At 66.0% G+C, this 21536-nt stretch carries 21 protein-coding genes; 12 read left to right on the top strand and 9 right to left on the bottom strand.

Going from position 1 to position 21536, the window contains the following annotated elements; all coding sequences use genetic code 11:
- Positions 1-170: 170 nt before the first annotated feature.
- Complete coding sequence (locus J2R80_RS15385) at positions 171-2243, bottom strand: cytochrome c1 (protein WP_026193258.1); 2073 nt, start codon at positions 2241-2243, stop codon at positions 171-173.
- Positions 2244-2315: 72 nt separating this feature from the next.
- The gene (gene petA / locus J2R80_RS15380; RefSeq protein WP_016839713.1) at positions 2316-2846 is read right to left on the bottom strand and encodes a ubiquinol-cytochrome c reductase iron-sulfur subunit; all 531 of its coding nucleotides are present in this window, start codon (positions 2844-2846) and stop codon (positions 2316-2318) included.
- 277 nt (positions 2847-3123) lie between these two features.
- Between petA and J2R80_RS15375 the strand changes: the two genes are divergently transcribed.
- From J2R80_RS15375 to J2R80_RS15350, 6 genes are all read left to right on the top strand, one after another.
- A complete protein-coding gene (locus J2R80_RS15375; protein ID WP_141340526.1) occupies positions 3124-3594 on the top strand; it encodes a tRNA (cytidine(34)-2'-O)-methyltransferase in 471 nt (156 codons plus the stop codon).
- A 10-nt stretch (positions 3595-3604) separates the two neighbouring features.
- A complete protein-coding gene (gene queE / locus J2R80_RS15370; RefSeq protein ID WP_076830475.1) occupies positions 3605-4237 on the top strand; it encodes a 7-carboxy-7-deazaguanine synthase in 633 nt (210 codons plus the stop codon).
- A 27-nt stretch (positions 4238-4264) separates the two neighbouring features.
- A complete protein-coding gene (locus tag J2R80_RS15365) occupies positions 4265-4630 on the top strand; it encodes a 6-carboxytetrahydropterin synthase (protein WP_076830472.1) in 366 nt (121 codons plus the stop codon).
- A gap of 2 nt (positions 4631-4632) precedes the next feature.
- Complete coding sequence (gene hemF / locus J2R80_RS15360; RefSeq protein WP_200844447.1) at positions 4633-5529, top strand: oxygen-dependent coproporphyrinogen oxidase; 897 nt, start codon at positions 4633-4635, stop codon at positions 5527-5529.
- Positions 5520-6260: an HAD family hydrolase gene (locus J2R80_RS15355; RefSeq protein WP_076830275.1), complete on the top strand. Its 741-nt coding sequence runs from the start codon at positions 5520-5522 to the stop codon at positions 6258-6260. The genes hemF and J2R80_RS15355 overlap by 10 nt, the downstream gene beginning before the upstream one ends.
- Before the next feature lie 141 nt (positions 6261-6401).
- Positions 6402-6650 (top strand): DUF2158 domain-containing protein, encoded by a 249-nt coding sequence (locus J2R80_RS15350; RefSeq protein WP_244558905.1) that lies wholly within the window; start codon positions 6402-6404, stop codon positions 6648-6650.
- Between the two features lie 155 nt (positions 6651-6805).
- Here J2R80_RS15350 and J2R80_RS15345 read toward each other — a convergent pair whose 3' ends face one another.
- The 4 genes from J2R80_RS15345 to J2R80_RS15330 are packed head-to-tail and all read right to left on the bottom strand — an operon-like array spanning position 6806 to position 9628.
- A complete protein-coding gene (locus J2R80_RS15345) occupies positions 6806-8062 on the bottom strand; it encodes a CCA tRNA nucleotidyltransferase (protein WP_141340525.1) in 1257 nt (418 codons plus the stop codon).
- A complete protein-coding gene (locus tag J2R80_RS15340; protein ID WP_057016980.1) occupies positions 8059-8322 on the bottom strand; it encodes a DUF6111 family protein in 264 nt (87 codons plus the stop codon). The genes J2R80_RS15345 and J2R80_RS15340 overlap by 4 nt, the downstream gene beginning before the upstream one ends.
- Entirely contained in the window at positions 8319-8954 is a 636-nt protein-coding gene (locus J2R80_RS15335; RefSeq protein WP_371852161.1) for a CoA pyrophosphatase, read from the bottom strand. Before J2R80_RS15335 ends, J2R80_RS15340 begins: the two co-directional genes overlap by 4 nt.
- A gap of 32 nt (positions 8955-8986) precedes the next feature.
- Positions 8987-9628 (bottom strand): DUF1285 domain-containing protein, encoded by a 642-nt coding sequence (locus J2R80_RS15330; protein ID WP_057016979.1) that lies wholly within the window; start codon positions 9626-9628, stop codon positions 8987-8989.
- A 241-nt stretch (positions 9629-9869) separates the two neighbouring features.
- Here J2R80_RS15330 and J2R80_RS15325 point away from each other — a divergent pair, with 241 nt between their 5' ends.
- The 6 genes from J2R80_RS15325 (at position 9870) to J2R80_RS15300 (ending at position 19887) form a co-directional block, all read left to right on the top strand.
- Positions 9870-10874: a MoxR family ATPase gene (locus J2R80_RS15325; protein WP_038386028.1), complete on the top strand. Its 1005-nt coding sequence runs from the start codon at positions 9870-9872 to the stop codon at positions 10872-10874.
- A complete protein-coding gene (locus J2R80_RS15320) occupies positions 10874-11815 on the top strand; it encodes a DUF58 domain-containing protein (protein WP_076830268.1) in 942 nt (313 codons plus the stop codon). Before J2R80_RS15325 ends, J2R80_RS15320 begins: the two co-directional genes overlap by 1 nt.
- A complete protein-coding gene (locus J2R80_RS15315; protein ID WP_076830466.1) occupies positions 11815-14625 on the top strand; it encodes a DUF4159 domain-containing protein in 2811 nt (936 codons plus the stop codon). Before J2R80_RS15320 ends, J2R80_RS15315 begins: the two co-directional genes overlap by 1 nt.
- Before the next feature lie 120 nt (positions 14626-14745).
- Positions 14746-16809, top strand: coding sequence for a hypothetical protein (locus J2R80_RS15310; protein ID WP_141340524.1), 2064 nt, complete (start codon positions 14746-14748; stop codon positions 16807-16809).
- 163 nt (positions 16810-16972) lie between these two features.
- Entirely contained in the window at positions 16973-17395 is a 423-nt protein-coding gene (locus J2R80_RS15305; RefSeq protein ID WP_057016976.1) for a DUF2946 family protein, read from the top strand.
- A 122-nt stretch (positions 17396-17517) separates the two neighbouring features.
- Positions 17518-19887: a TonB-dependent receptor gene (locus tag J2R80_RS15300; RefSeq protein WP_141340523.1), complete on the top strand. Its 2370-nt coding sequence runs from the start codon at positions 17518-17520 to the stop codon at positions 19885-19887.
- A gap of 175 nt (positions 19888-20062) precedes the next feature.
- Here J2R80_RS15300 and J2R80_RS15295 read toward each other — a convergent pair whose 3' ends face one another.
- The 3 genes from J2R80_RS15295 to J2R80_RS15285 form a co-directional block, all read right to left on the bottom strand.
- Positions 20063-20380, bottom strand: a complete 318-nt coding sequence (locus J2R80_RS15295) for an EthD family reductase (protein ID WP_016839733.1) — start codon at positions 20378-20380, stop codon at positions 20063-20065.
- A 113-nt stretch (positions 20381-20493) separates the two neighbouring features.
- Entirely contained in the window at positions 20494-21006 is a 513-nt protein-coding gene (locus J2R80_RS15290; protein ID WP_057016974.1) for a GNAT family N-acetyltransferase, read from the bottom strand.
- A gap of 39 nt (positions 21007-21045) precedes the next feature.
- The gene (locus J2R80_RS15285) at positions 21046-21534 is read right to left on the bottom strand and encodes an NUDIX domain-containing protein (protein ID WP_016839736.1); all 489 of its coding nucleotides are present in this window, start codon (positions 21532-21534) and stop codon (positions 21046-21048) included.
- Between the last annotated feature and the right edge of the window lie 2 nt (positions 21535-21536).

Genomic DNA, 21536 nt, shown 5'->3' with positions numbered 1-21536 from the left:
TGTTTGCCGGCTGATTGGCCGGCATCTTGTCCGCACTCGGCGGCCGACGCAATTGACGACACTGTCATTCCGGGTTCGATGCTACCGCGTCACCCCGGAATGACGGAGAGATTGCAAACAAAAAAGCCCCCGAAGGGGGCTTTCTCAAACTCGCTATACCGTACCCGAGATCAGTGGGCGTTGGCCCAGACCTTGCGCTTGGTGAAGTACATCAGGAAGGCGAAGACGACCAGGAAGAAGAACACCTGCATGCCGATCCGCTTGCGCTCCTCCATGTGCGGCTCGGCCGCCCACATCAGGAACGTGGTGACGTCATGCGCGTACTGCTTGACCGTCGCGGGCGAGCCGTCGTCGAAGGTCACCTGGCCGTCGGACAGCGGCTTCGGCATCTTGATGGCGTGGCCGGGGAAGTACTTGTTGTAGTACGAGCCCTCCGGGATCGTGACGCCCGCCGGAGCCTTGTCCTCGAAGCCCTGCAGGATGGCGTCGACGTAGTCGGGTCCCTGCTCCTGGTACTGGGTGAAGAAGTCGATCGCGAACTGCGGGAAGCCGCGCTTGTAGGACCGCGCCTTGGTGATCAGCGAGAGGTCGGGCGGCGCCGCGCCGCCATTGGCCGCGCGCGCGGCCTGCTCGTTCGGGAACGGCGACGGGAAGTAATCCGCCGGGCGGCCCGGACGCTCGAACATCTCGCCCTGGTCGTTCGGACCGTCCTTGATCTTGTACTCGGACGCGAAGGCCGCCGCCTGCGCCGGCGAATAGCCGGGACCGCCGGGATCGGCGAGGTTGCGGAACGCGACATAGGACAGGCCGTGACAGGCGGCACAGACTTCCTTGTAGACCTTCAAGCCGCGCTGCAGCGAGCCACGGTCATAGGTGCCGAAAGGACCGGAGAACGACCACTTCTGGGCCGGCGGCGCGTTGCCACCCTCCTCGGCCTTGGCGTTCTGGGTGCCGCCGACGAGCAGGCTGCCGGCCACGACCATCGCGAGCATCACAGAGGCCGCGGTCGCGGCCCTGCCCTTGCTCTTCGCCAGCACGTCGTCGGCGATCGAGTTCGGCACCGGACGCGGCGTCTCGATGCGGGCGAGCAGCGGCAGCACAATCAGGAAGTAGGCGAAGTAGCAGACCGTCAGGATGCGGCCGGCGATCACATAGATGCCTTCCGGCGGCTGCGAGCCGAGGTAACCGAGCAGGATGCAGACCACCACGAAGATCCAGAAGAACTGCTTGGCCAGCGGGCGATACTTCGACGAACGGGTCCGTGCGCTGTCGAGCCAGGGCAGGAAGCACAGGATGATGATCGCCGAGAACATCGCCACGACGCCGGCGAGCTTGTTCGGGATCGAACGCAGGATCGCGTAGAACGGCAGGTAGTACCATTCAGGCACGATGTGCGCCGGCGTCACGCCCGGGTTCGCCGGGATGTAGTTGTCGGCGTCGCCGAGATAGTTCGGCATGTAGAAGATGAACCAGGCGAAGAAGATCAGGAAGCAGGACACGCCGAACATGTCCTTGATCGTCGCATACGGCGTGAACGCAACGGTGTCCTTCTCGGTCTTGGCCTCGACGCCGGCCGGGTTGTTCTGACCCGCGACGTGCAGCGCCCAGACGTGCAGCACGACCACGCCGGCGATCACGAACGGGAGCAGATAGTGCAGCGAGAAGAAGCGGTTCAGCGTCGGGTTGCCGACCGAATAGCCGCCCCACAGCAGGGTCACGATGCTCTCGCCGAAATAGGGCACGGCCGAGAACAGATTGGTGATGACGGTGGCGCCCCAGAAGCTCATCTGGCCCCACGGCAGCACGTAGCCCATGAAGCCCGTCGCCATCATCAGGAGGTAGATGATGACGCCGAGGATCCACAGCACCTCGCGCGGCTCCTTGTACGACCCGTAATAGAGGCCGCGGAACATATGGATGTAGACGGCGAAGAAGAACATCGACGCGCCGCAGGCATGCATGTTGCGCAGCAGCCAGCCGTAATTGACGTCGCGGACGATCAGTTCGACCGACTTGAAGGCGAGGTCGGCGTGCGGCGTGTAGTGCATCGCCAGGATCACGCCGGTCAGGATCTGCAGCGCCAGCATCATCGAAAGGATGGCGCCGAAGGTCCACCAGTAGTTCAGGTTGCGCGGCGTCGGATAGGCCACGAACGAGGAGTGGATCAGGCCGAAGATCGGAAGGCGCCGTTCGATCCACTTCAAGGCGGGGTTGCTCGGTTGGAAATCAGATGGTCCGCTCATTGATGCGATCCTGAAGAAGAAAAACGACGCGATGGGTCCAAGTGGAAGCTGAAATCCCGGAGGGGCCGGGACTTAGCCGATCTGGATTTTGGTGTCGGAAAGGAAGGCGTAAGGCGGCACCGCCAGGTTGGCGGGCGCCGGCCCCTGGCGGATACGACCGGAGGAGTCGTACTGCGAGCCGTGGCAGGGGCAGAAGAAGCCGTCGTAATTGCCTTCATGGGCGATCGGGATGCAGCCGAGATGGGTGCAGATGCCGATCACAACCAGCCACTGGTCGTGGCCGGCCTTGACGCGGGCCGAGTCGGGCTGCGGATCGGGCAGGCTCGAGAGCGCCACGCTCTGGGCCTCCTGGATCTGCTTCTTGGTGCGATGGCTGATGTAGATCGGCTTGCCGCGCCAGAAGACCTTGATGTCCTGGCCCTCGGCGATCGGCGTCAGATCGACCTCGATCGGCGCGCCGGCCGCGATCGTCGCGGCATCCGGGTTCATCTGCGCAACCAGCGGCCAGACGGTGGCTGCTGCGCCGACCGCGGCGGCAGCTCCGGTTGCAACAAAGAGAAAATCACGGCGTGTCGGATGGTCCGCCGAAGACGCTGTCGTCACGATTCCTAGCCCTTTCTTTTCTGCAGCCGGTGGAACCGCCCTGGAGACGCAGGACGCGCCCCAAGAAAGGCTGCCGGCGCCCGCGGCCCCCGCGGCGGCAGAAAACCGCTATTCCCCACCCCAAATGGCGGAACAGCAGTCCAGAATCGTTCTATTGGCACCCTTGCCGGACGAGCGCAAGCCCGCTATCGGCTCGCACACGTGCAATGCACGAAATCCGCGCCGAGCGATGTTTTATTGAGACAATTTCATCCGGATTTCACAGGCCGCCCGCACCATGCAGATCGCGCTGTTCCAGCCCGACATCCCCCAGAATACAGGGACGATTCTGCGCCTCTGCGCTTGCCTGGACGTGGCAGCCCATATCATCGAACCGGCGGGATTCGACACCTCGGACCGGAATTTCCGCCGGGCGGGTATGGACTATCTCGACCATGTGCGGTTGAAGCGTCACGACTCATGGTCGAAATTCGAGGAATGGCGGGCCGAGACCGGATGCCGGCTGGTGCTGTTCACGACTAAGGCGGCGAAATCCTATCTTGATTTCGCGTATACGGCCTCCGATGTCCTGCTGTTCGGGCGCGAGACGGCAGGGGTGACCGACGTGGTGGTGGCCGCTGCGGATGCGCGGCTGGTGATTCCGATCCGGCCGACCATGCGTTCGCTCAATGTGGCCGTCACAGCGGCCATGGCCGTCGGCGAGGCGCTGCGGCAAACCGGTACAGGAATTGCCGGTTCGGCAACTTAAGGGATTTTTGGTGAGCTACGCGGTCAAGGAGATCTTTCTCACCCTGCAGGGCGAAGGCGCCCATGCCGGCCGCGCCTCCGTGTTCTGCCGCTTCGCCGGCTGCAACCTCTGGAGCGGCCGCGAGCAGGACCGCGCCGGCGCGGTCTGCAAGTTCTGCGACACCGATTTCGTCGGCACCGACGGCACGCTGGGCGGCCGCTATGCGACCGCCGAAGAGCTGGCCGGCACCATTGCCGCGCAGTGGACGGGGGGCGAGGCCGACCGCTACGTGGTCCTGACCGGCGGTGAGCCGCTGCTGCAGGTCGACGCGGCCTTGATCGATGCCCTGCACGGCCACGGCTTTGCGATCGCGATCGAGACCAACGGCACCATCGTCCCGCCCGACGGGCTCGACTGGATCTGCGTCAGTCCCAAGGCCGCGGCCGAGCTCGTGATCCGCAAGGGGCACGAGCTCAAACTGGTCTATCCGCAAATGGAGAACGCACCGGAGGATTTCGCCGGCCTCGCCTTCGAGCGCTTCTCGCTGCAGCCGATGGACGGCCCCGACGTGATCGAGAATACCGAGCGGGCGATCGCCTATTGCCTGAAGCACCCGCAATGGCGCCTTAGCGTGCAGACGCACAAGTCGCTCGGCATTAGATGAACTAACAGAATCGGGTTGTTGAACGAGATGTGGGAATTGACGAAAGCGTTTCGGTTCGAGGCTGCGCATGCGCTGTCCGGAACGACCTTTGGCGCCGCCAGCGAGGAGATTCACGGCCACTCCTTTCGAGCCGAAGTTACCGTCCGCGGCACGCCCGACCCCGCGACCGGTATGGTGGTCGATCTCGGCCTCCTCGAACGCGCCATGGCCGAGGTGCAGAAGACGCTCGACCATAAGTTCCTCAACAAGATTGAGGCGATCGGCGTGCCGACGCTGGAGAATCTGTCGCGCTTCATCTGGGAGCGCTTGCAACACGCAGGCAAGCTGACCCGCGTCAGCGTCCATCGCGACAGCTGCAACGAAAGCTGCACCTATTTCGGCCCGCAAGGTTAGTCATGCTGCCAACAGATCCCGCCATCATCGAGGACCGCAAGGCGCGTGCGCGCGGCTGGTTCGAGGCGCTACGCAACGACATCTGCGCCGCCTTCGAGAAGCTCGAGGACGACGCCCCGTCCACGCTTTATCCCGGCGCCGCCGGCCGGTTCGCGCGGACCCCCTGGGACCGCACCGACCACACCGGCAAGCCGGGCGGCGGCGGCGTGATGTCGATCATGAAGGGCCGGCTGTTCGAGAAAGTCGGCGTGCACTGCTCGACCGTGCACGGCGAGTTCGCCCCCGAATTCCGCGCGCAGATTCCAGGTGCCGCCGACGATCCACGCTTTTGGGCGTCGGGCATTTCGCTGATCGCGCATTTGCGCAATCCGAACGTGCCCGCCGTGCACATGAACACCCGCTTCGTCGTCACCACGAAGGCGTGGTTCGGCGGCGGCGCCGACCTGACGCCGGTGCTGAACCGCCGGCGCACCCAGGAGGACCCCGACACGGTCGCCTTCCACGCCGCGATGAAGGAGGCGTGCAGCGGACCGAACGGCGTCGCCGACTACGACAAGTACAAGAAATGGTGCGACGACTATTTCTACCTGCCGCACCGCAAGGAGGCCCGCGGCATCGGCGGCATCTTCTACGACTGGCACGACAGCGGCGACTGGGAGGCCGATCTCGCCTTCACCCAGGACGTCGGGCGCAGCTTCCTGAAGATCTATCCCGACCTGGTGCGGCGCAATTTCGCGGCCGCCTGGAGCGCGGAGGATCGCGACGAGCAGCTGGTCCGCCGCGGCCGCTATGTCGAGTTCAACCTGCTCTATGACCGCGGCACCATCTTCGGCCTGAAGACCGGCGGCAATGTGGATTCGATCCTGTCGTCGCTGCCGCCGGAGGTGAAATGGCCATGATGAACCTGCCGCGCGCGATGTTGATCGACATGGATGACACCATCCTGTCGGCCTATGGACGCCCCGAGATCGCCTGGACCACGATCACCACGGAGTTCGCCGCGGAACTGGCGCCCCTCCCCCCGGATCAGGTCGCGACCGCGCTCTTGGCCTATGCACGGCAATTCTGGTCGACCGCCGAGCCGATCTGGCGGATCAAGCTCGGCGAGGCTCGGCGGCTCACCGTGAAGGGCGGCTTCGCGGCGCTCGCGGCAGCCGGTCACCGCGCGCTGCCGGACGATCTTGCGGACCGCATCGCCGATCGCTTCACCGCCTATCGCGAGGAAGAGATGTTCGTCTTCCCCGGCGCGCATGAAGCGATCGATGCGTTGAAGGCGCTCGGCATCAAGCTCGCGCTGGTCACCAACGGCGCCGCCGACATGCAGCGCGCCAAGGTCGAACGCTTCGCGCTCGGCCATCGCTTCGATCACATCCAGATCGAGGGCGAGCACGGCTTCGGCAAGCCGGAGGAGCGCGCCTACCTGCACGCGATGGAAGCGCTCGGCGTCACCGCATCCGACACCTGGATGATCGGCGACAATCTCGAGTGGGAAGTCGTGGCGCCACAGCGGCTTGGCATCTATGCGATCTGGATGGACGTGCACGGTGTCGGGCTGCCGCCGGGATCGACCATCAAGCCCGACCGCATCATCCGCTCGCTGAGCGAACTGGTTCCTGCCGCGCGCAAATAGCGCATCGCGGCCGTTTTCCACGTCAATTCCATTGAAGCTGGCGCCGGCCGTGATTTGGCTGTCATCACCGGTCGCTAGCCTGCCGCCCGCGTCATCCAGCGCGGAGGGAAAATCATGGAACTGAAACCAGGCGATGTTGTCATGCTGAAGTCCGGCGGCCATCCGGTCACGGTCGTCGAAATCGACGAGGACAAGGTCGAGTGCCTGTGGATGGGTACGGACGGCGACCTGTTTCGCGAAACCTTGCCGCTTGTCGCACTCGAATCGACCGAGCTCGATCCGGAGGACGATGAAGAGGAAGACGACGAAGACGAGGACGACGCGGAAGAAGAGGACGACGAGGACGAAGACGACGACGGCGACCGCAAGAAGAAGCGCAAGGCGGCGTGAGATCCATTGGCGCGATGCTGACTGGCAGATGCCGGCAGCATCGCCTCCATGCGACGTTCGACCGATCGTCGTTCAGCCAATCGTCACCGTGCCGCCGCTGACCACGGCGGCATCGAGACGTCGGCAAGAAAACTCAGAGAAAACTCAGAGGAAATTCAAAGCCGATGGTCGCGGGTGAAACGGGCCGCGGTCTGGTCGGCGATATCAGACAGTATCTTCGGCTCCAGCGGAAAGTCCGCGGCCAACCAGGCATCCTCCGCCAGGGTCAGGACATGTCCGAGTGCCGGTCCCTCGGCAATGCCGCGCGCGATGAAATCCGACGCCCGCAACGGAAAGTGCGGCGCGCGCCAGCGCTCCGGCAGCGTGGCGAGCGCGCGCCATTGATCGACATCCTGGCCCGCGCCGGTGCGCGCCCAGGCCAATAGCACCCGGTCGCGATACGGCTCCTCGTCGAGCCGGTACAGCCTGCGCCTGGCATGCGCCTCGTCCATGCCGGGCAAGCGCCACCAGCGATGGCCCATCGAATCGAGCGCCTTGGCCTCGGCGTTGGAGAGCCGCAGCCGGCTGGCGATACGCCGCGCGTCCTCGGTCACGGCGACCGTCAGCGCGGCGAGCCTTCGCATCGCGCTCGGCGCGAGCTTCATCAGCCGCTCGATCTCGATCATCGCCGCGAACGGTCCAGTATAGGCGATGCCGCCGAACAGCGGCTGCAGCAAACCACCGTCACCCATCGCGACCATTGCACTTGCGGCGCCGTTCGCGACCACGAGCTTGAGCATCTCCATGCGGATCCGCTCGGCCGACAGGCCGCTCAAACCGGCGCGCCCGCCGATGCAGGCGAGATAGCCGGCGCGATCGACCTCGCCCGCGCCGTAGGCGGCGTGGAAACGGAAGAAGCGCAGGATGCGCAGATAGTCCTCGGCAATCCGCTGCGCGGGATCGCCGATGAAGCGCACGCGCCTCGCCTCGATGTCGGCGAGGCCGCCGACGTGATCGTGCACGACGCCCGAAGCGTCGACCGACAGGCCGTTGATGGTGAAGTCGCGCCGCTCGGCGTCACGCACCCAGTCGCGACCGAACGCCACCCTGGCCTTGCGGCCATAGGTCTCGGTATCCTCGCGCAGCGTCGTCACCTCGAAGGGCTGGCTGTCGACGACCAAGGTCACCGTGCCGTGCTCGATGCCGGTCGGCACGCTCTTGATGCCCGCCCGCTTGGCGCGGCGGATCACCTCCTCCGGTAGCGCCGTGGTGGCGATGTCGATGTCGGCGAGTGGAATCTGCATCAAGGCGTTGCGCACGGCCCCGCCGATCACCCGCGCTTCCTCGCCGTCGGCATTGAGCAGGTCGAGCACGCGCGCCGCGGGCCCGGAAGCGAGCCATGGCGCGTCGGACAACAGGCGCATCTCGCTCATTTCTCAACTCCCGGCACCAGCTTGCCGTTCTCGATATGGGCTGGAACGTAGATCGAATTCGGCGGCGCGCCAGTCAATTCGGCCAGCAGCACGAAGCTCACGATGACCATCACCAGCGCCACCAGCGTCAGCTTTGCGATCATGTCGAGCGGCCATGACGCCGGCAGCGTCACGCCGGACCGCGTCGCGATGAGGAAGATGGCATAGACCGCGAAGGGGACCAGAAAGATTCCGATCTCGGTCAATACCGTGCGGATCATGACAGATAGATCCGCTCATACAGCACGCGCAGGATGCCCGCGGTCGCGCCCCAGATGTAGCGCTCGGCGAACGGCATCGCGTAATAGGACCGGTCCATGCCGCGGAATTCCTTGGTGTGGATCTGATGATTCTCGGGATTCATCAGGAAGGCGAGCGGCACCTCGAACGCATCGACCACCTCCGCCTCGTTGATCGCAAGCGTGAATCCCGGCTTCACCTTGGCGACCGTCGGCAGGATGCGGAAGCCGAACGCGGTGCCATAAAGGTCGAGATAGCCGACCGGGTCGATGAATTCCCGCTTCAGTCCGACTTCCTCGCAGGCCTCGCGCAGCGCGGCATCGAGCGGCGAGGCGTCGGTGGCGTCGATCTTGCCGCCGGGAAACGAGATCTGGCCGGCATGGCTCGACAGATTGGGCGAGCGCTGCGTCAACAGCACGGTCGGCTCGGGGTGATCGACCACCGGGATCAGCACCGCGGCCGGCCGCACCGGCTGCTCCTGCGCCACGATCTCGAGCATGCGGTCGTTGCCGGAATCTCCGGTGCGCGGAATGATATGCGGATCGACCAGGCCCGGCGGCACATCGAAAGTGAGCCGCGTGCGGGCCCGCGCGAAGAATTCCGTCGAGCTGATCGTCGCCGGCTCCACCTTCAGCAACGGCTCGTTCAAAGTGCGTCCCTCACCTGACTGGCATCGGCCATCGCGAAGAACTCGCCGCCGGACTCGATGCCGAACATCTCCTGACCATCGACCATCCGCTGCTCGCCCATGTCAACCAGATCGTAATAGAGCGCGCGGGTGACCTTGGCCCACAAATCGGCGCGGACGTGCAGATAGGGCGTCAATCCGCCGTCCTCGGCCGCCTCGAATCTGAGGCCGTGGCCTTTCTCGCAATCGACCCAATCGTCGACATTGGTGCGGAACCTGAGCAGGCGGCCGCGCGCGTCTTCCCCGGCCTGCATTTCCACGGCAAGGAACGGCGCGTCATCGACGCGGATGCCGACCTTCTCCACCGGTGTCACGAGAAAGTGCTTGCCGTCCTCGCGCTTCAGGATCGTGGAGAACAACCGCACCAGCGCGGGGCGGCCGATCGGCGTTCCCATGTAGAACCAGGTGCCGTCAGGCGCGATTCGCATGTCGAGATCGCCGCAGAATGGCGGATTCCACAGGTGAACCGGCGGCAGACCCTTGCGTCCGGCCGAACCCGATGTCGCAGCTTGATTGGCGGCCGTGGTGAGCCCTTCGAGACCCTTGCTCCCGAGGCCCGTGGTTTCCCTGCCGGAATCGCTCTGCCCTTGCTTCGCCATTGTTTGCCTTAAAGTTTCCTACCTTCAATCTGGCACGTTTGGTGCACATATCCTGAGATGTGGTCGGGATGTCATTCTCGCCACATCGTGATGCCGTTCATACCCTGAAACACCGATAAGGTGGGGATAGTTTAATTCAACGAATACATGGCCTTCGCTCAGGTTTAGCATGAGGGCCGAGATGACGACAGATGATGACGACGCGCCGATGTGCGCGCATCGTCAAGAAGGAGCGGATCGAATGGCTGGTGCAGACAGCGTCGAGAAACTGGAGGATGTGATCGTCCGTTCGGCCGAGCAGGTCGCGGGCCAGATCAAGGCCGCCAAGGAAGCGGTCTCCACCGTGATCTTCGGCCAGGAGCAGGTGATCGAAAACACCCTGGTGACGATTCTGTCGGGCGGCCACGCGCTGTTGATCGGCGTGCCCGGCCTCGCCAAGACCAAGCTGGTCGAGACCCTCGGCGTCACGCTCGGCCTCGATGCCAAGCGCATTCAGTTCACCCCCGACCTGATGCCGTCGGACATTCTCGGCGCCGAAGTGCTCGACGAGAGCTCGGCCGGCAAGCGTTCGTTCCGCTTCATCGCAGGTCCCGTGTTCGCGCAACTGCTGATGGCCGACGAGATCAACCGCGCCAGCCCGCGCACCCAGTCGGCGCTGCTGCAAGCCATGCAGGAGCAGCACATCACCATTGCCGGCGCGCGGCATGATTTGCCAAAACCGTTCCACGTGCTCGCGACACAGAACCCGCTGGAGCAGGAAGGCACCTATCCGCTGCCCGAGGCGCAGCTCGACCGCTTCCTGATGGAAATCGACGTCGACTATCCCGATCGCGACGCCGAGCGGCGCATCCTGTTCGAAACCACCGGCGCCGAAGAGGCCGCGGCCAAGCCGTCGATGGACGCCGAGACGTTGCTCACCGCGCAACGCCTGGTGCGGCGGCTGCCGGTCGGTGATTCCGTGGTCGAGGCGATCCTGACGCTGGTCCGCGCCGCGCGTCCCGGCACCGAGGGCGGCGAGGCCGGCAAGCTGATCGCATGGGGCCCGGGTCCGCGCGCCAGCCAGGCCTTGATGCTCGCGGTGCGCGCCCGTGCATTGCTCGACGGGAGACTCGCGCCGTCGATCGACGACGTGCTCGATCTCGCCGAGCCCGTGCTCAAGCACCGCATGGCGCTGACGTTCTCGGCGCGCGCCGAGGGTCGCACCATTCCCGACGTGATCAAGCAACTGAAGACCCGGATCGGTTGATGGCCGCAGACAACAGGCACCACAACGAGGAGATCCTTGCGGTTCGACGTGCCGATGGCGAAAGCCGAACGCTCGCCGCATCGCTGCCGCGTCTGGTGCTTGAGGCCCGCCGTGTCGCTGCCAACGTCATCCATGGCCTGCACGGCCGCCGCCGCGCCGGCTCGGGCGAGAATTTCTGGCAATACCGCCGCTTCGTCTCCGGCGAGCCGTCGCAGCGCGTCGACTGGCGCCGCTCGGCACGCGACGACCATCTCTATGTCCGCGAGCAGGAGTGGGAAGCCGCGCACACGGTGTGGATCTGGCCCGACCGCTCGCCGTCGATGGCCTTTGCCTCGCGCGAGGCGCGCGACAGCAAGCTGGAGCGCGGACTGATCGTAGCCTTCGCGCTCGCCGAGTTGCTCGTTGCGGGCGGAGAACGCGTCGGCATTCCCGGCCTGCTGAATCCGACGGCAAGCCTCAACGTGATCGACAAGATGGCGGAAGCGATGTTGCACGACGAGAAGACGCGCGCGAGCCTGCCGCCGTCCTTCGTGCCGTCGTCGCTGGCCGAAGTCGTCGTGTTGTCGGATTTCTGGTCGCCAATCACAGAGATCACGACGATGCTGGCCGGGCTTTCCTCCTCCGGCGCGCACGGCACCATGATCCAGGTCGTCGATCCCGCCGAAGAGACCTTCCCCTATTCCGGGCGCGTCGAATTCGTCGAACCGGAGATCGGCAGCGTCATCACCGCGGGCCGCGCCGAGAGCTGGGCGAGCGATTATGTCGCCCGGGTCGCGCTGCATCGCGACCAGATCCGCGGCGAGACCAATCGGCTCGACTGGCTGTTCTCGACCCATACCACCAGCCGCTCCGCTGCCGAGCTGCTGTTGTTCCTGCATGCCGGCATGATGGTGAGCAAGGGCGGCGGCCGCTCAATAGTCAAGGCGGGACGCAGCGCATGATCGCAGGCCTCCCCCTCTCCTTTGCCGAACCGCTGCTGCTGCTGGGGCTGGTCAGCCTGCCGGTGCTGTGGTGGCTGTTGCGCGTGATGCCGCCGCGGCCGCGCCGGATCGAATTCCCGCCGACGCGGCTATTGTTCGACATCGCGCCGAGGGAGGAGACACCGTCGCGCACGCCATGGTGGCTGACGCTGCTGCGGCTCGCCGCCGCCGCGCTCGTCATCTTCGCAGCCGCCGGCCCGATCTGGAATCCACAGACCGGCGTTGCCGCCGGCAAATTGCCGCTGGTGATCCTGCTCGACGACGGCTGGAGCGCGGCCTCGAGCTGGGATGCGCGGATCAGGGCCGCGGACGAACTGATCGCCAACGCCGACAGCGACCGCCGCGGCGTCGCGCTGGTGCCGCTGTCCGAGCCCGCGCGCGACATCACACTGATGCCGGCCGGCGCCGCGCGCGTCGCGCTGCGCCAGCTCGCGCCGAAGCCCTACTCGGTCGATCGGGTTGAAACTCTCGGCGCGCTTGGACGTTTCCTCAAGTCGACCGGCGACTGCGACATCGCCTGGCTGTCCGACGGCGTCGACACCGGACGCGGCAGCGAATTCACCGAGGGGCTCGGCAAGGTGATCGAGAGCCGCAATCTGACGATCTATGCGGGCGGTGCGCAGTCGGCGCAGGCGCTGGTCGCGGCCGAGAACGCCGCCGCCAAGATGACGGTGAAGGTGCTGCGCACCGAGAGCGGCATCGCGGCGGGAACGGTACGCGCGGTCGACGCCAAGGGATCGCCGATCGGCGAGGCGCGCTACACATTCGGACCGCAGGATCGCGAGACCGAAGCCGCCTTCGATCTTCCGGTCGAATTGCGCAACGACATCGCACGGCTCGAAATCTCCGGCGAGCATTCGGCCGGCGCCGTGCAGCTGCTCGACCGGCGCTGGCGCCGCCGCGCCATCGGCGTGGTCTCGGGTGCGAGCAACGACACCGCGCAGCCGCTGTTGGCGTCGACCTTCTATCTCTCCCGGGCGTTGTCGCCATTCGCCGATGTCAGGCTCGGCGATCGCGGCGCGCCGCAGCAGGTGATCGGGCAATTCCTCGACCAGCGGCTGCCGATGATCGTGATGGCCGACGTCGGCACGCTATCGCCAGAGATTCGCGACCGGCTCAATGCCTGGATCGAGCAAGGCGGCGTGCTGGTGCGCTTCGCAGGTCCGCGCCTCGCCCAGGCCGATGACGACCTCGTTCCCGTCAAGCTCCGCCGCGGCGGACGCACGCTCGGCGGCAGCCTGACCTGGGAGAAGCCGCAGCACATGGCCTCGTTCGCCGCCGATGGCCCGTTCTCGGGCCTCACCGTGCCGAAGGACATCACCGTCAACCGCCAGGTGCTGGCCGAGCCCGACGCCGTGCTCTCGACCAAGAGCTGGGCCTCGCTGGAGGACGGCACGCCGCTGGTCACCGGCGAGCGTCGCGGCAAGGGCGTTGTCAGCCTGTTCCATGTCGGCGCTGACATGCGCTGGTCGGATCTGCCGATGTCCGGCACCTTCGTCGAGATGCTGCGCCGGCTGATCGACATGTCCGGCTATACCTCGAAGCCCGGCCCGGGCGTCGCCAGCGATCCCAATGCCGAGACGGTTGCGCCGCTGCGCACGCTCGACGGCTTCGGCGTCTTCGGCCCGCCGCCCTCGAGCGCCAAGCCGATGTCGGCGGACTATCGCGATCGCGGCACGGCCGACCATCCGCCCGGCTTCTACGGCACTGCCGAGAGCCCGATCGCGGTCAACACGCTCGCCTCCGCCGATCGCATCGCGCCGCTCGACACCTCGGCCCTGCGCGCGACGCGTGCGAGCTACACCAACGCCGAGCCGCGCGATTTGCGCGGCATCATGCTGTCGACGGCGCTGGCGCTGTTCCTGCTCGATGCGATCGTGGTGGCCATGCTCGGCGGCGGCCTTGCCGCGCTGATCCGGCGGCGCGCGGCACCGGCCGTGCTCGCGTTGGCCTTCATCCTTGCGACCACGATGGTGCCCTCGCCGAGCCGCGCGCAGAACGCCAGCAGCGACGACTTCGCCATCAAGGCGGTGTCGCAGACGCGGCTGGCCTACGTCGTGACCGGCAATGCCGACGTCGATTCCATCGTCAAGGCGGGGATGTCCGGACTGACGCTGTTCCTCGGACAGCGCACCGCGCTGGAAGCCGGCGATCCCGTCGGCATCGATCCCGCGCGCGACGAGCTGACGTTCTTCCCCCTGATCTACTGGCCGATCGTGCCGGGCGCGCCGAAGCCGCCGCAGGACGCCATCAACAAGATCGACGCCTACATGAAGCAGGGCGGCACGGTCATCTTCGATACCCGGGACGCCGTCGAAGCGCCGCCGGGGGACAGCGGCTCATCGCAAACGCCCGGCATGCAGACGCTGCGCGAATTGCTGTCGACCCTCGACGTGCCCGAGCTCGAGCCGGTGCCGCGCGAGCACGTGTTGACCAAGACGTTCTATCTGCTGCGCGATTTCCCCGGCCGCTTCAACTCCGGTCAGACCTGGGTCGAGGCGCTGCCGCGCGAGGACGACGACGAGGCTGCGCAGCGCCCGGCGCGCGGCGGCGACGGCGTCTCGCCGATCATCATCACGTCGAACGACCTCGCCGGCGCCTGGGCGATCCGCCCCGACGGCCAGCCGATGCTGCCGCTGACGCCGGGCGAGCCGCGCCAGCGCGAATTTGCCTTCCGCGCCGGCGTCAACATCGTGATGTACACGCTGACCGGCAACTACAAGGCCGACCAGGTGCACGCGCCTGCCTTGATCGAGCGGCTGGGACAATAGAGATGCAAGTGCTTCAGCTGCCAACACCGTCATTCCGGGATGGTCCGAAGGACCAGACCCGGAATCTCGAGATTCCGGGTTCGATGCTTTCGCATCGCCACGGAATGACGGAGTGACGTCATGAACTACGGCATCGCGTTCACACCGCTGGTTCCTTCGCTCGTGCTGTGGCTCGCGCTCGGCGCGATCGTCGTCATTGCCGTGCTGCTCCTGGTGTCGCGCGCGCGTGGCGCCGCGGTGCGGGTCGCGGCGCTGGCGCTGATCCTGCTGGCACTGGCCAATCCCTCCTTCACCCGCGAGGACCGCGAGCCGCTGTCCTCGGTCGCTGCCGTCGTGGTCGACAAGAGCCCGAGCCAGAATTTCGGCACGCGCAACCAGGAGACCGACAAGGCGCGGCAGGCGCTGGTCGACAGCCTGAAGCAGATCAAGGGCCTCGAGGTCCGCATCGTCGAGGCCGGTCAGGCCGATGGCGAGACCGATGGCACAAAACTGTTCGGCGCGCTGACGTCGGCGCTGTCGGACGTTCCGGTCGAGCGCGTCGCGGGCGCCTTCATGATCACCGATGGCCGCGTGCATGACATTCCCGCCAACGCCCAGGCGCTCGGCTTCCAGGCGCCGGTGCACGCGCTGATCACCGGCCGCAAGGACGAGCGCGACCGCCGCATCGCGATCACCGCCGCGCCGCGCTTCGGCATCGTCGGCCAGACCCAGACCATCACCTTCCGGCTCGACGACCAGGGCGTCACCGGCGAGCGCGCCAAGGTCACGATCCGCCGCGACGGCGAAGTGATCAACGAGCGCACGCTGACCAGCGGCCAGACCTCGAGCGTCGACATCGACATCAAGCACGCCGGGCCCAACATCGTCGAGATCGAGGCCTCGCCGCTCGAGAACGAGCTGACGCCGGTCAACAACCGCGCCGTAGTCGCGATCGACGGCGTGCGCGACAAGCTGCGCGTGCTGCTGGTTTCCGGCGAGCCGCATTCCGGTGAACGCACCTGGCGCAACCTCCTGAAGTCCGACCCCAGCGTCGATCTCGTGCACTTCACCATTCTGCGTCCGCCGGAGAAGCAGGACGGCACGCCGATCAACGAGCTGTCGCTGATCGCGTTTCCGACCCGCGAGCTGTTCCAGCAGAAGATCAACGAATTCCAGCTGATCATCTTCGACCGCTACGCCCGCCAGGGCGTGCTGCCGATCGCCTATTTCGACAACATCGCGCGCTATGTCCGCGCCGGCGGCGCGGTGCTGGTGTCCGCCGGCCCCGACTACGCCTCGACCACCAGCATCTGGCGCACGCCGCTGGACTCCGTGCTGCCGGCCGAACCGGTCGGCGTGACCGAGAAGCCGTTCTACGCGCATCTGAGCGATGCCGGTAAGCGCCATCCGGTGACGCGCGGGCTGGAAGGCTCGAATGCCGAGCCGCCGCATTGGAGCCGGTTCTTCCGCACCGTCGATACCCGCAACGCGATCAATCCGCCGGTCATGACCGGAGCCGACGGCAAGCCGCTGCTGCTGCTGTCGCGCTTCGGCGAAGGCCGCGTCGCGCTGCTGCTCTCGGACCACATCTGGCTGTGGGCGCGCGGCTACGAGGGCGGCGGCCCGCATCTCGATTTGTTGCGGCGGGTGTCGCACTGGCTGATGAAGCAGCCCGACCTCGACGAAGAGGCGCTGCGCATGCAGGTGCAGGGTAAGGATCTCATGGTGGTGCGCCAGACCATGGCCGACACCGTATCGCCGGTCACCGTGACGTCGCCGAGCGGCACCACGCATGAACTGACGCTCACCGCCGGCGATCCCGGCGAGTGGCGCGCGACGCTGCCCGCCAACGAGCTCGGCCTGTGGCAGGCCACCGACGGCACGCTGAAGGCGCTGATCAATGTCGGGCCGACCAACCCGAAGGAATTCTCGGAGGTCACCTCGACCACCGACATGCTGAAGCCGCTGGCGCAGGCAACCGGCGGCGACGCCCGGCGCATCGTCGACGGTTCGAGCGTCGACATGCCGCGCGTCGTGCCGGTACGCTCCTCCTCGATCTTCCGCGGCGACGGCTGGCTCGGCGTCAAGATGCGCGACGCCAGCGTCGTGAAGGGTGTCGGCGTGCTGCCGATGTTCGCCGGCCTGGTTGGCCTGCTGCTGTTGCTCGGCGCATTCGCGGCAACATGGCTGCGCGAGGGACGCTGAGTCCGGCCGGGCTCACGTCTGCGTTGCATCAAGCACACACAGGCAATGCATCGACACGGATTGTCTGAACGCCGGTTGACATCGCGGATGCCATCCGATGTTATAATGTAACATCGGGGCGCTGGGGTGTTGACGCGCTCCCGATTGGGCGGGCGTTATCGGCATGCAGTGGTTCCGGCGACACATCAAGACTGGCTCGCGGCTGGCGCTGTTCGCGCTCGCCGTCCAGTTCATGCTGTCGTTCGGGCATTTCCATCCGATCGCGGCCGCGCAAGCGGCGCCCGCAGTTCAGACCGGGCTATCGCTGATCGATCTCGCCTATATCGGGACCTCGGCGACGCCGGACCTCGCGGTCCAGGTGACCGGGACCGAGCCGCCCGCCAAGCACGACAACGACCGGCATCCGGCCGACAATTGCGCAATCTGCGCCGTCATCTCGCTCGCGAGCAGCATGCTGTTCACGGCGCCGCCGGTGCTGTTGCTGCCGGAAGCCGTCGAGCTTCTGTTCCGAACCACCAATGCCGAATTCCTCCATCTGAAGTCGGCGCCTGCGGCCTTTCATTCCCGCGCCCCTCCCCTGTCCTGACATCAACTGGTTGCTGCACGCCCTGAGCGGACGGCCGCGTCACATGCGGCCTGCTCCAGCGGGGCAAATCGGGATCGATCCGTCATTTCGACGGGCCCTGGATCGGGACTTGGATCGGGACAATGACACTTCAGAAGAAACGAGCATTCCACATCGGGAGCGCGAGCTGGCTATTGCTGGGCGCAATGAGTAGCGGCGCGCTGGCCCAGGAGACGCCGACGCAACTGCCTGACATCACCGTGACGGCGCCGAGCCCGATCCAGCGGCACCGGACTGCGCCGACGCGCACGCCGACCCGTGCTGCTCGGGCTGCGCCGAGCCGCAGCCGCGAACGCGTCGCCGCGGTACAACCGGCGCCCGCAGCGGCGGCGCCAGCACCGCAGCAGGGCGTGCTGCCCGTCGTCACCGATCAGTTCGCCACCGTCACCGTGATCCCGAACGAGGAACTGCGGCGCTCCGGCGCCGCCACGCTCGGCGATCTGCTGTTCTCGAAGCCCGGCATCACCGGCTCGAGCTTCGCCCCCGGCGCATCCAGCCGGCCGATTATCCGCGGCCTCGACGTCAACCGCGTCGGCATTGTCGAGAATGGTCTCGGCGGTGGCGGCGCCTCGGATCTTGGCGAAGACCATTTCGTGCCGATCGATCCGCTCTCGACCAATCAGATCGAGGTGGTGCGCGGCCCGGCCGCGCTGCGTTACGGCTCGACCTCGATCGGCGGCGTAGTGAGCGCCACCAACAACCGCATCCCCGATGCGATGCCGACCTGCACGGCGGCGCCGTTCCAATCCTACGGGCTGCCGGTGAAGGCGCCGCTGGCCGATGCCGGCGGCCCGGGTTGCCTCAATGTCGAGACCCGCACGTCGGCGAGCTCGGTCAATCGCGGCGTCGACGGCGGCATGCTGCTGGACGCCGGCGGCAACAATGTCGCCGTGCATGCCGACGTCTATGGCCGCACCACCAGCGACTACAGCATTCCGAGCTACCCTTATCTGTTCGTCCCGGGCCAGCCGTTCAATGGACGCCAGCCGAACTCCGCGACGCAGTCGGACGGCGCGTCAGTCGGCGCCTCCTATTTCTTCCAGGGCGGCTTTATCGGCGCGGCGATCACCCAGAACGACTCGCTCTACCACATCCCCGGTATCGACGGCGCCGATCACCAGACCCGGATCGACGCGCACCAGACCAAGATCGCGGTCAAGGGCGAGTACCGGCCCGATGCCGCGGCGATCGACGCCGTGCGGTTCTGGGTCGGCGCGACCGACTATCGCCACAACGAGATTGGCCTTGCCGATCCGGCCGATCCATTGAGCGACGGCGTGAGACAGACCTTCACCAGCAAGGAGCAGGAGGCGCGCGTCGAGGTGCAGATGATGCCGTTCAACGCGCGCTTCGCCACCGTGACCACGGCATTCGGCCTGCAGGGTGGGCACCAGGAGCTGACCGCCCCGAGTCCGGACGATCCGACCAGCCCGCTCAACGGATTATGGGACCCCAACAAGAACAACAGGGTCGCCGGTTACGTGTTCAACGAGCTGAAGTTCACCGACACCACCAAAGCACAGATTGCCGGGCGGATCGAACACGTCGATCTTTCCGGCACAACGCCGGCCTTCATTCCCCCCGTGTTCGACGTGGCCACCGACCCCGCAAGCATCGGTCCAGCGACACCGCAAAATCCCAGTTTCACACCCAAGAGCGGCAGCATCGGCTTGATCCAGAATCTGCCGTGGGATCTGGTAGCAAGCGCGACCGCCCAATACGTCGAACGCGCGCCGAAACCGGCCGAGCTCTTCTCGCGCGGCCCACACGATGCGACCGCCACGTTCGACATCGGCAATCCCAATCTCGGCATCGAAACCGCAAAATCGATCGAGATCGGACTACGGCGGGCGACCGGACCGCTGCGGTTCGAACTCACCGGCTACTACACCAGGTTCGACGGCTTCATATTCCGCCGGCTGACGGGCAACACGTGTGACGAGAGCGCGTGCCAGCTCGGCCCCGGCCTCGAACTGAACCAGGCGCGCTACTCGCAGCGCGACGCGATCTTCCGCGGCGCCGAGTTCCAGAGCCAGCTCGACATCGGCCCGCTCAACGGCGGCATCTGGGGCATCGAGAACCAGTTCGACGTGGTGCGCGCGACCTTCACCGACGGCACCAACGTGCCGCGGATTCCACCGGTGCGGCTTGGCGGCGGCTTCTATTGGCGCGACAGCAACTGGCTGACCCGCATCAATCTGGTGCACGCCTTCGCGCAGAACGACATCGCTGTCATCGGCGAGACCCCGACCGCGGGCTACAATCTCCTCAACGCGGAGATCACCTACAACACCAAGCTCACTTCGTCATGGATCGGCGCACGCGAGATGACGCTTGGTCTGGTCGGCAACAACCTGCTCAACCAGAACATCCGCAACTCCGTTTCTTATACCAAGGACGAGGTGCTGATGCCGGGCCTCGGCATACGGGCGTTCGCCAATCTGAAGTTCTGAGCCAAGGTCATCCCTCTGCTGCCAGCGGCAGAGGGATTTATCGCGTAGCCCGGATGGAGCGCAGCGCAATCCGGGAGACTGCTCCCGCGGTGAGACTGATCCCGGATTTCGCTTCGCTTCATCCGGGCTACGAGCGTCTCTGAGGGGAGCCGCGTAACCTGCTCGGTCTGGACGATCAGTGGCCGACGACGACTTCGCTGATCTGGATCACCGGCTGCAGATCGGTGTAGTTCGGGATATCGCCCATGATCTCCTGGGCGTGCTTGCCCATGCCGGCCGCGAAGGCCTCAACCGAGTCGCAGAAGATGTGGCACATTCCGACATAGGTTGCGGGTTGCCCCGGTGCGCCGCCGGCGAGACCCTTGTCGACGGTGTAGTATTTGCACGCGTCGCCAAGGCGCGCCTTCACCAGCGGCATGTGCTTGTCGCGATAATAGTCGTGATCAAAGCGTGCGCCTGGATTGTTCGGATACATCACACTGACTTTGATCATGGCGCGCACTCTCCCTGTTGATATGACATGCGCCGGTCTTGTCCCGGCGCTTGCCTCAACTGTGCTTCAGTTTCCGATGGTGCGCAACCGTTCCGGCACCGCTCGCGCGGATGTCAGATCGCCTTGCTCCAGTCCGGCAGGATTGGCCCGGACACGCCCTCGGCCGCGCCGTCGACCAGTTCCATGACAAGCAGGCGACTGTAATCGACCGGGCCGGGCATGGTCATCCGCCCCTTCGGGACCGGCTTGAAGCCGACCCGCGCGTAGTACGGCTCGTCGCCGACCAGCACGATCAGCCGATGGCCCTTGGCGCGGGCGTCGTTGATCGCACGCTCGAGCAGCGCACGGCCGACGCCGCGGCTGCGGAACGGCGGCTCGACCGTCAACGGCCCAAGCATCAGGGCCGGCGTATCGCCGATCGTGACCGGCAGCTGGCGCACCGAGCCGACCAGCAGCGTGCCGATCCGCGCCGTGAAGGAGACATCGAGCAAATGATCGACATGCTCGCGCAGCCGGTAGGCACTGAGCACGAAGCGGCCAGGCCCGAAGGTGCGCTCGTGCAGACGCTCGATCGCCTGGGCGTCTTTCGGGGTCTCGGGCAGGATGGTCAGGGACAATTCGGTCATTGTGGGGCGCGGGATAGCATCTGGCGCGGGCGCGGTCCATCACCGCCATGTCGCCGTCGGCGGCTTGCCCTCGAGCACCTCCGCGATCCGCAGCCGCGTGCCCGGGGTGGTCTCGTCAGGCAGATCAGCCGGATCGAAGAAGCCGCAGGCCACGATCTCGCGATTCGGCTCCGGCAGGCGGTCCTGCCGGTAGTTCCTGACGACGTAGACCGCGACATGATCGCGCGGCGAGACGTGGCTGTTGTGGAAGATGCCGTGCAGCACCGGCTCGCCCTTGAGCTCGATCCGCCCCTCCTCCTCCAATTCGCGCCGCAGCGACTCGATAAAACTTTCGCCGACCTCGACCCCGCCGCCAGGCAGATACCAGCCATGGACGTAGCTGTGCTTGACCAGGAACACCCTGTTGTCGGCATCGAGCACGACGGCACGGACCCCGAGCGTCATGCTGCGGACGAGCCGCCAGTAGAAATGAAACACCCATCTGATCTGCGGCTCGTAGCGCTTGCGTAAATCGAGCAGGACCGTCACTG

The sequence above is a fragment of the Bradyrhizobium sp. USDA 4541 genome (assembly GCF_024171085.1).
In the GTDB taxonomy this organism is placed as follows: Bacteria; Pseudomonadota; Alphaproteobacteria; order Rhizobiales; family Xanthobacteraceae; genus Bradyrhizobium; species Bradyrhizobium australafricanum.
Note: the sequence above shows the minus strand (reverse complement) of the source record. Positions and strands in the feature narration are given on the sequence as shown.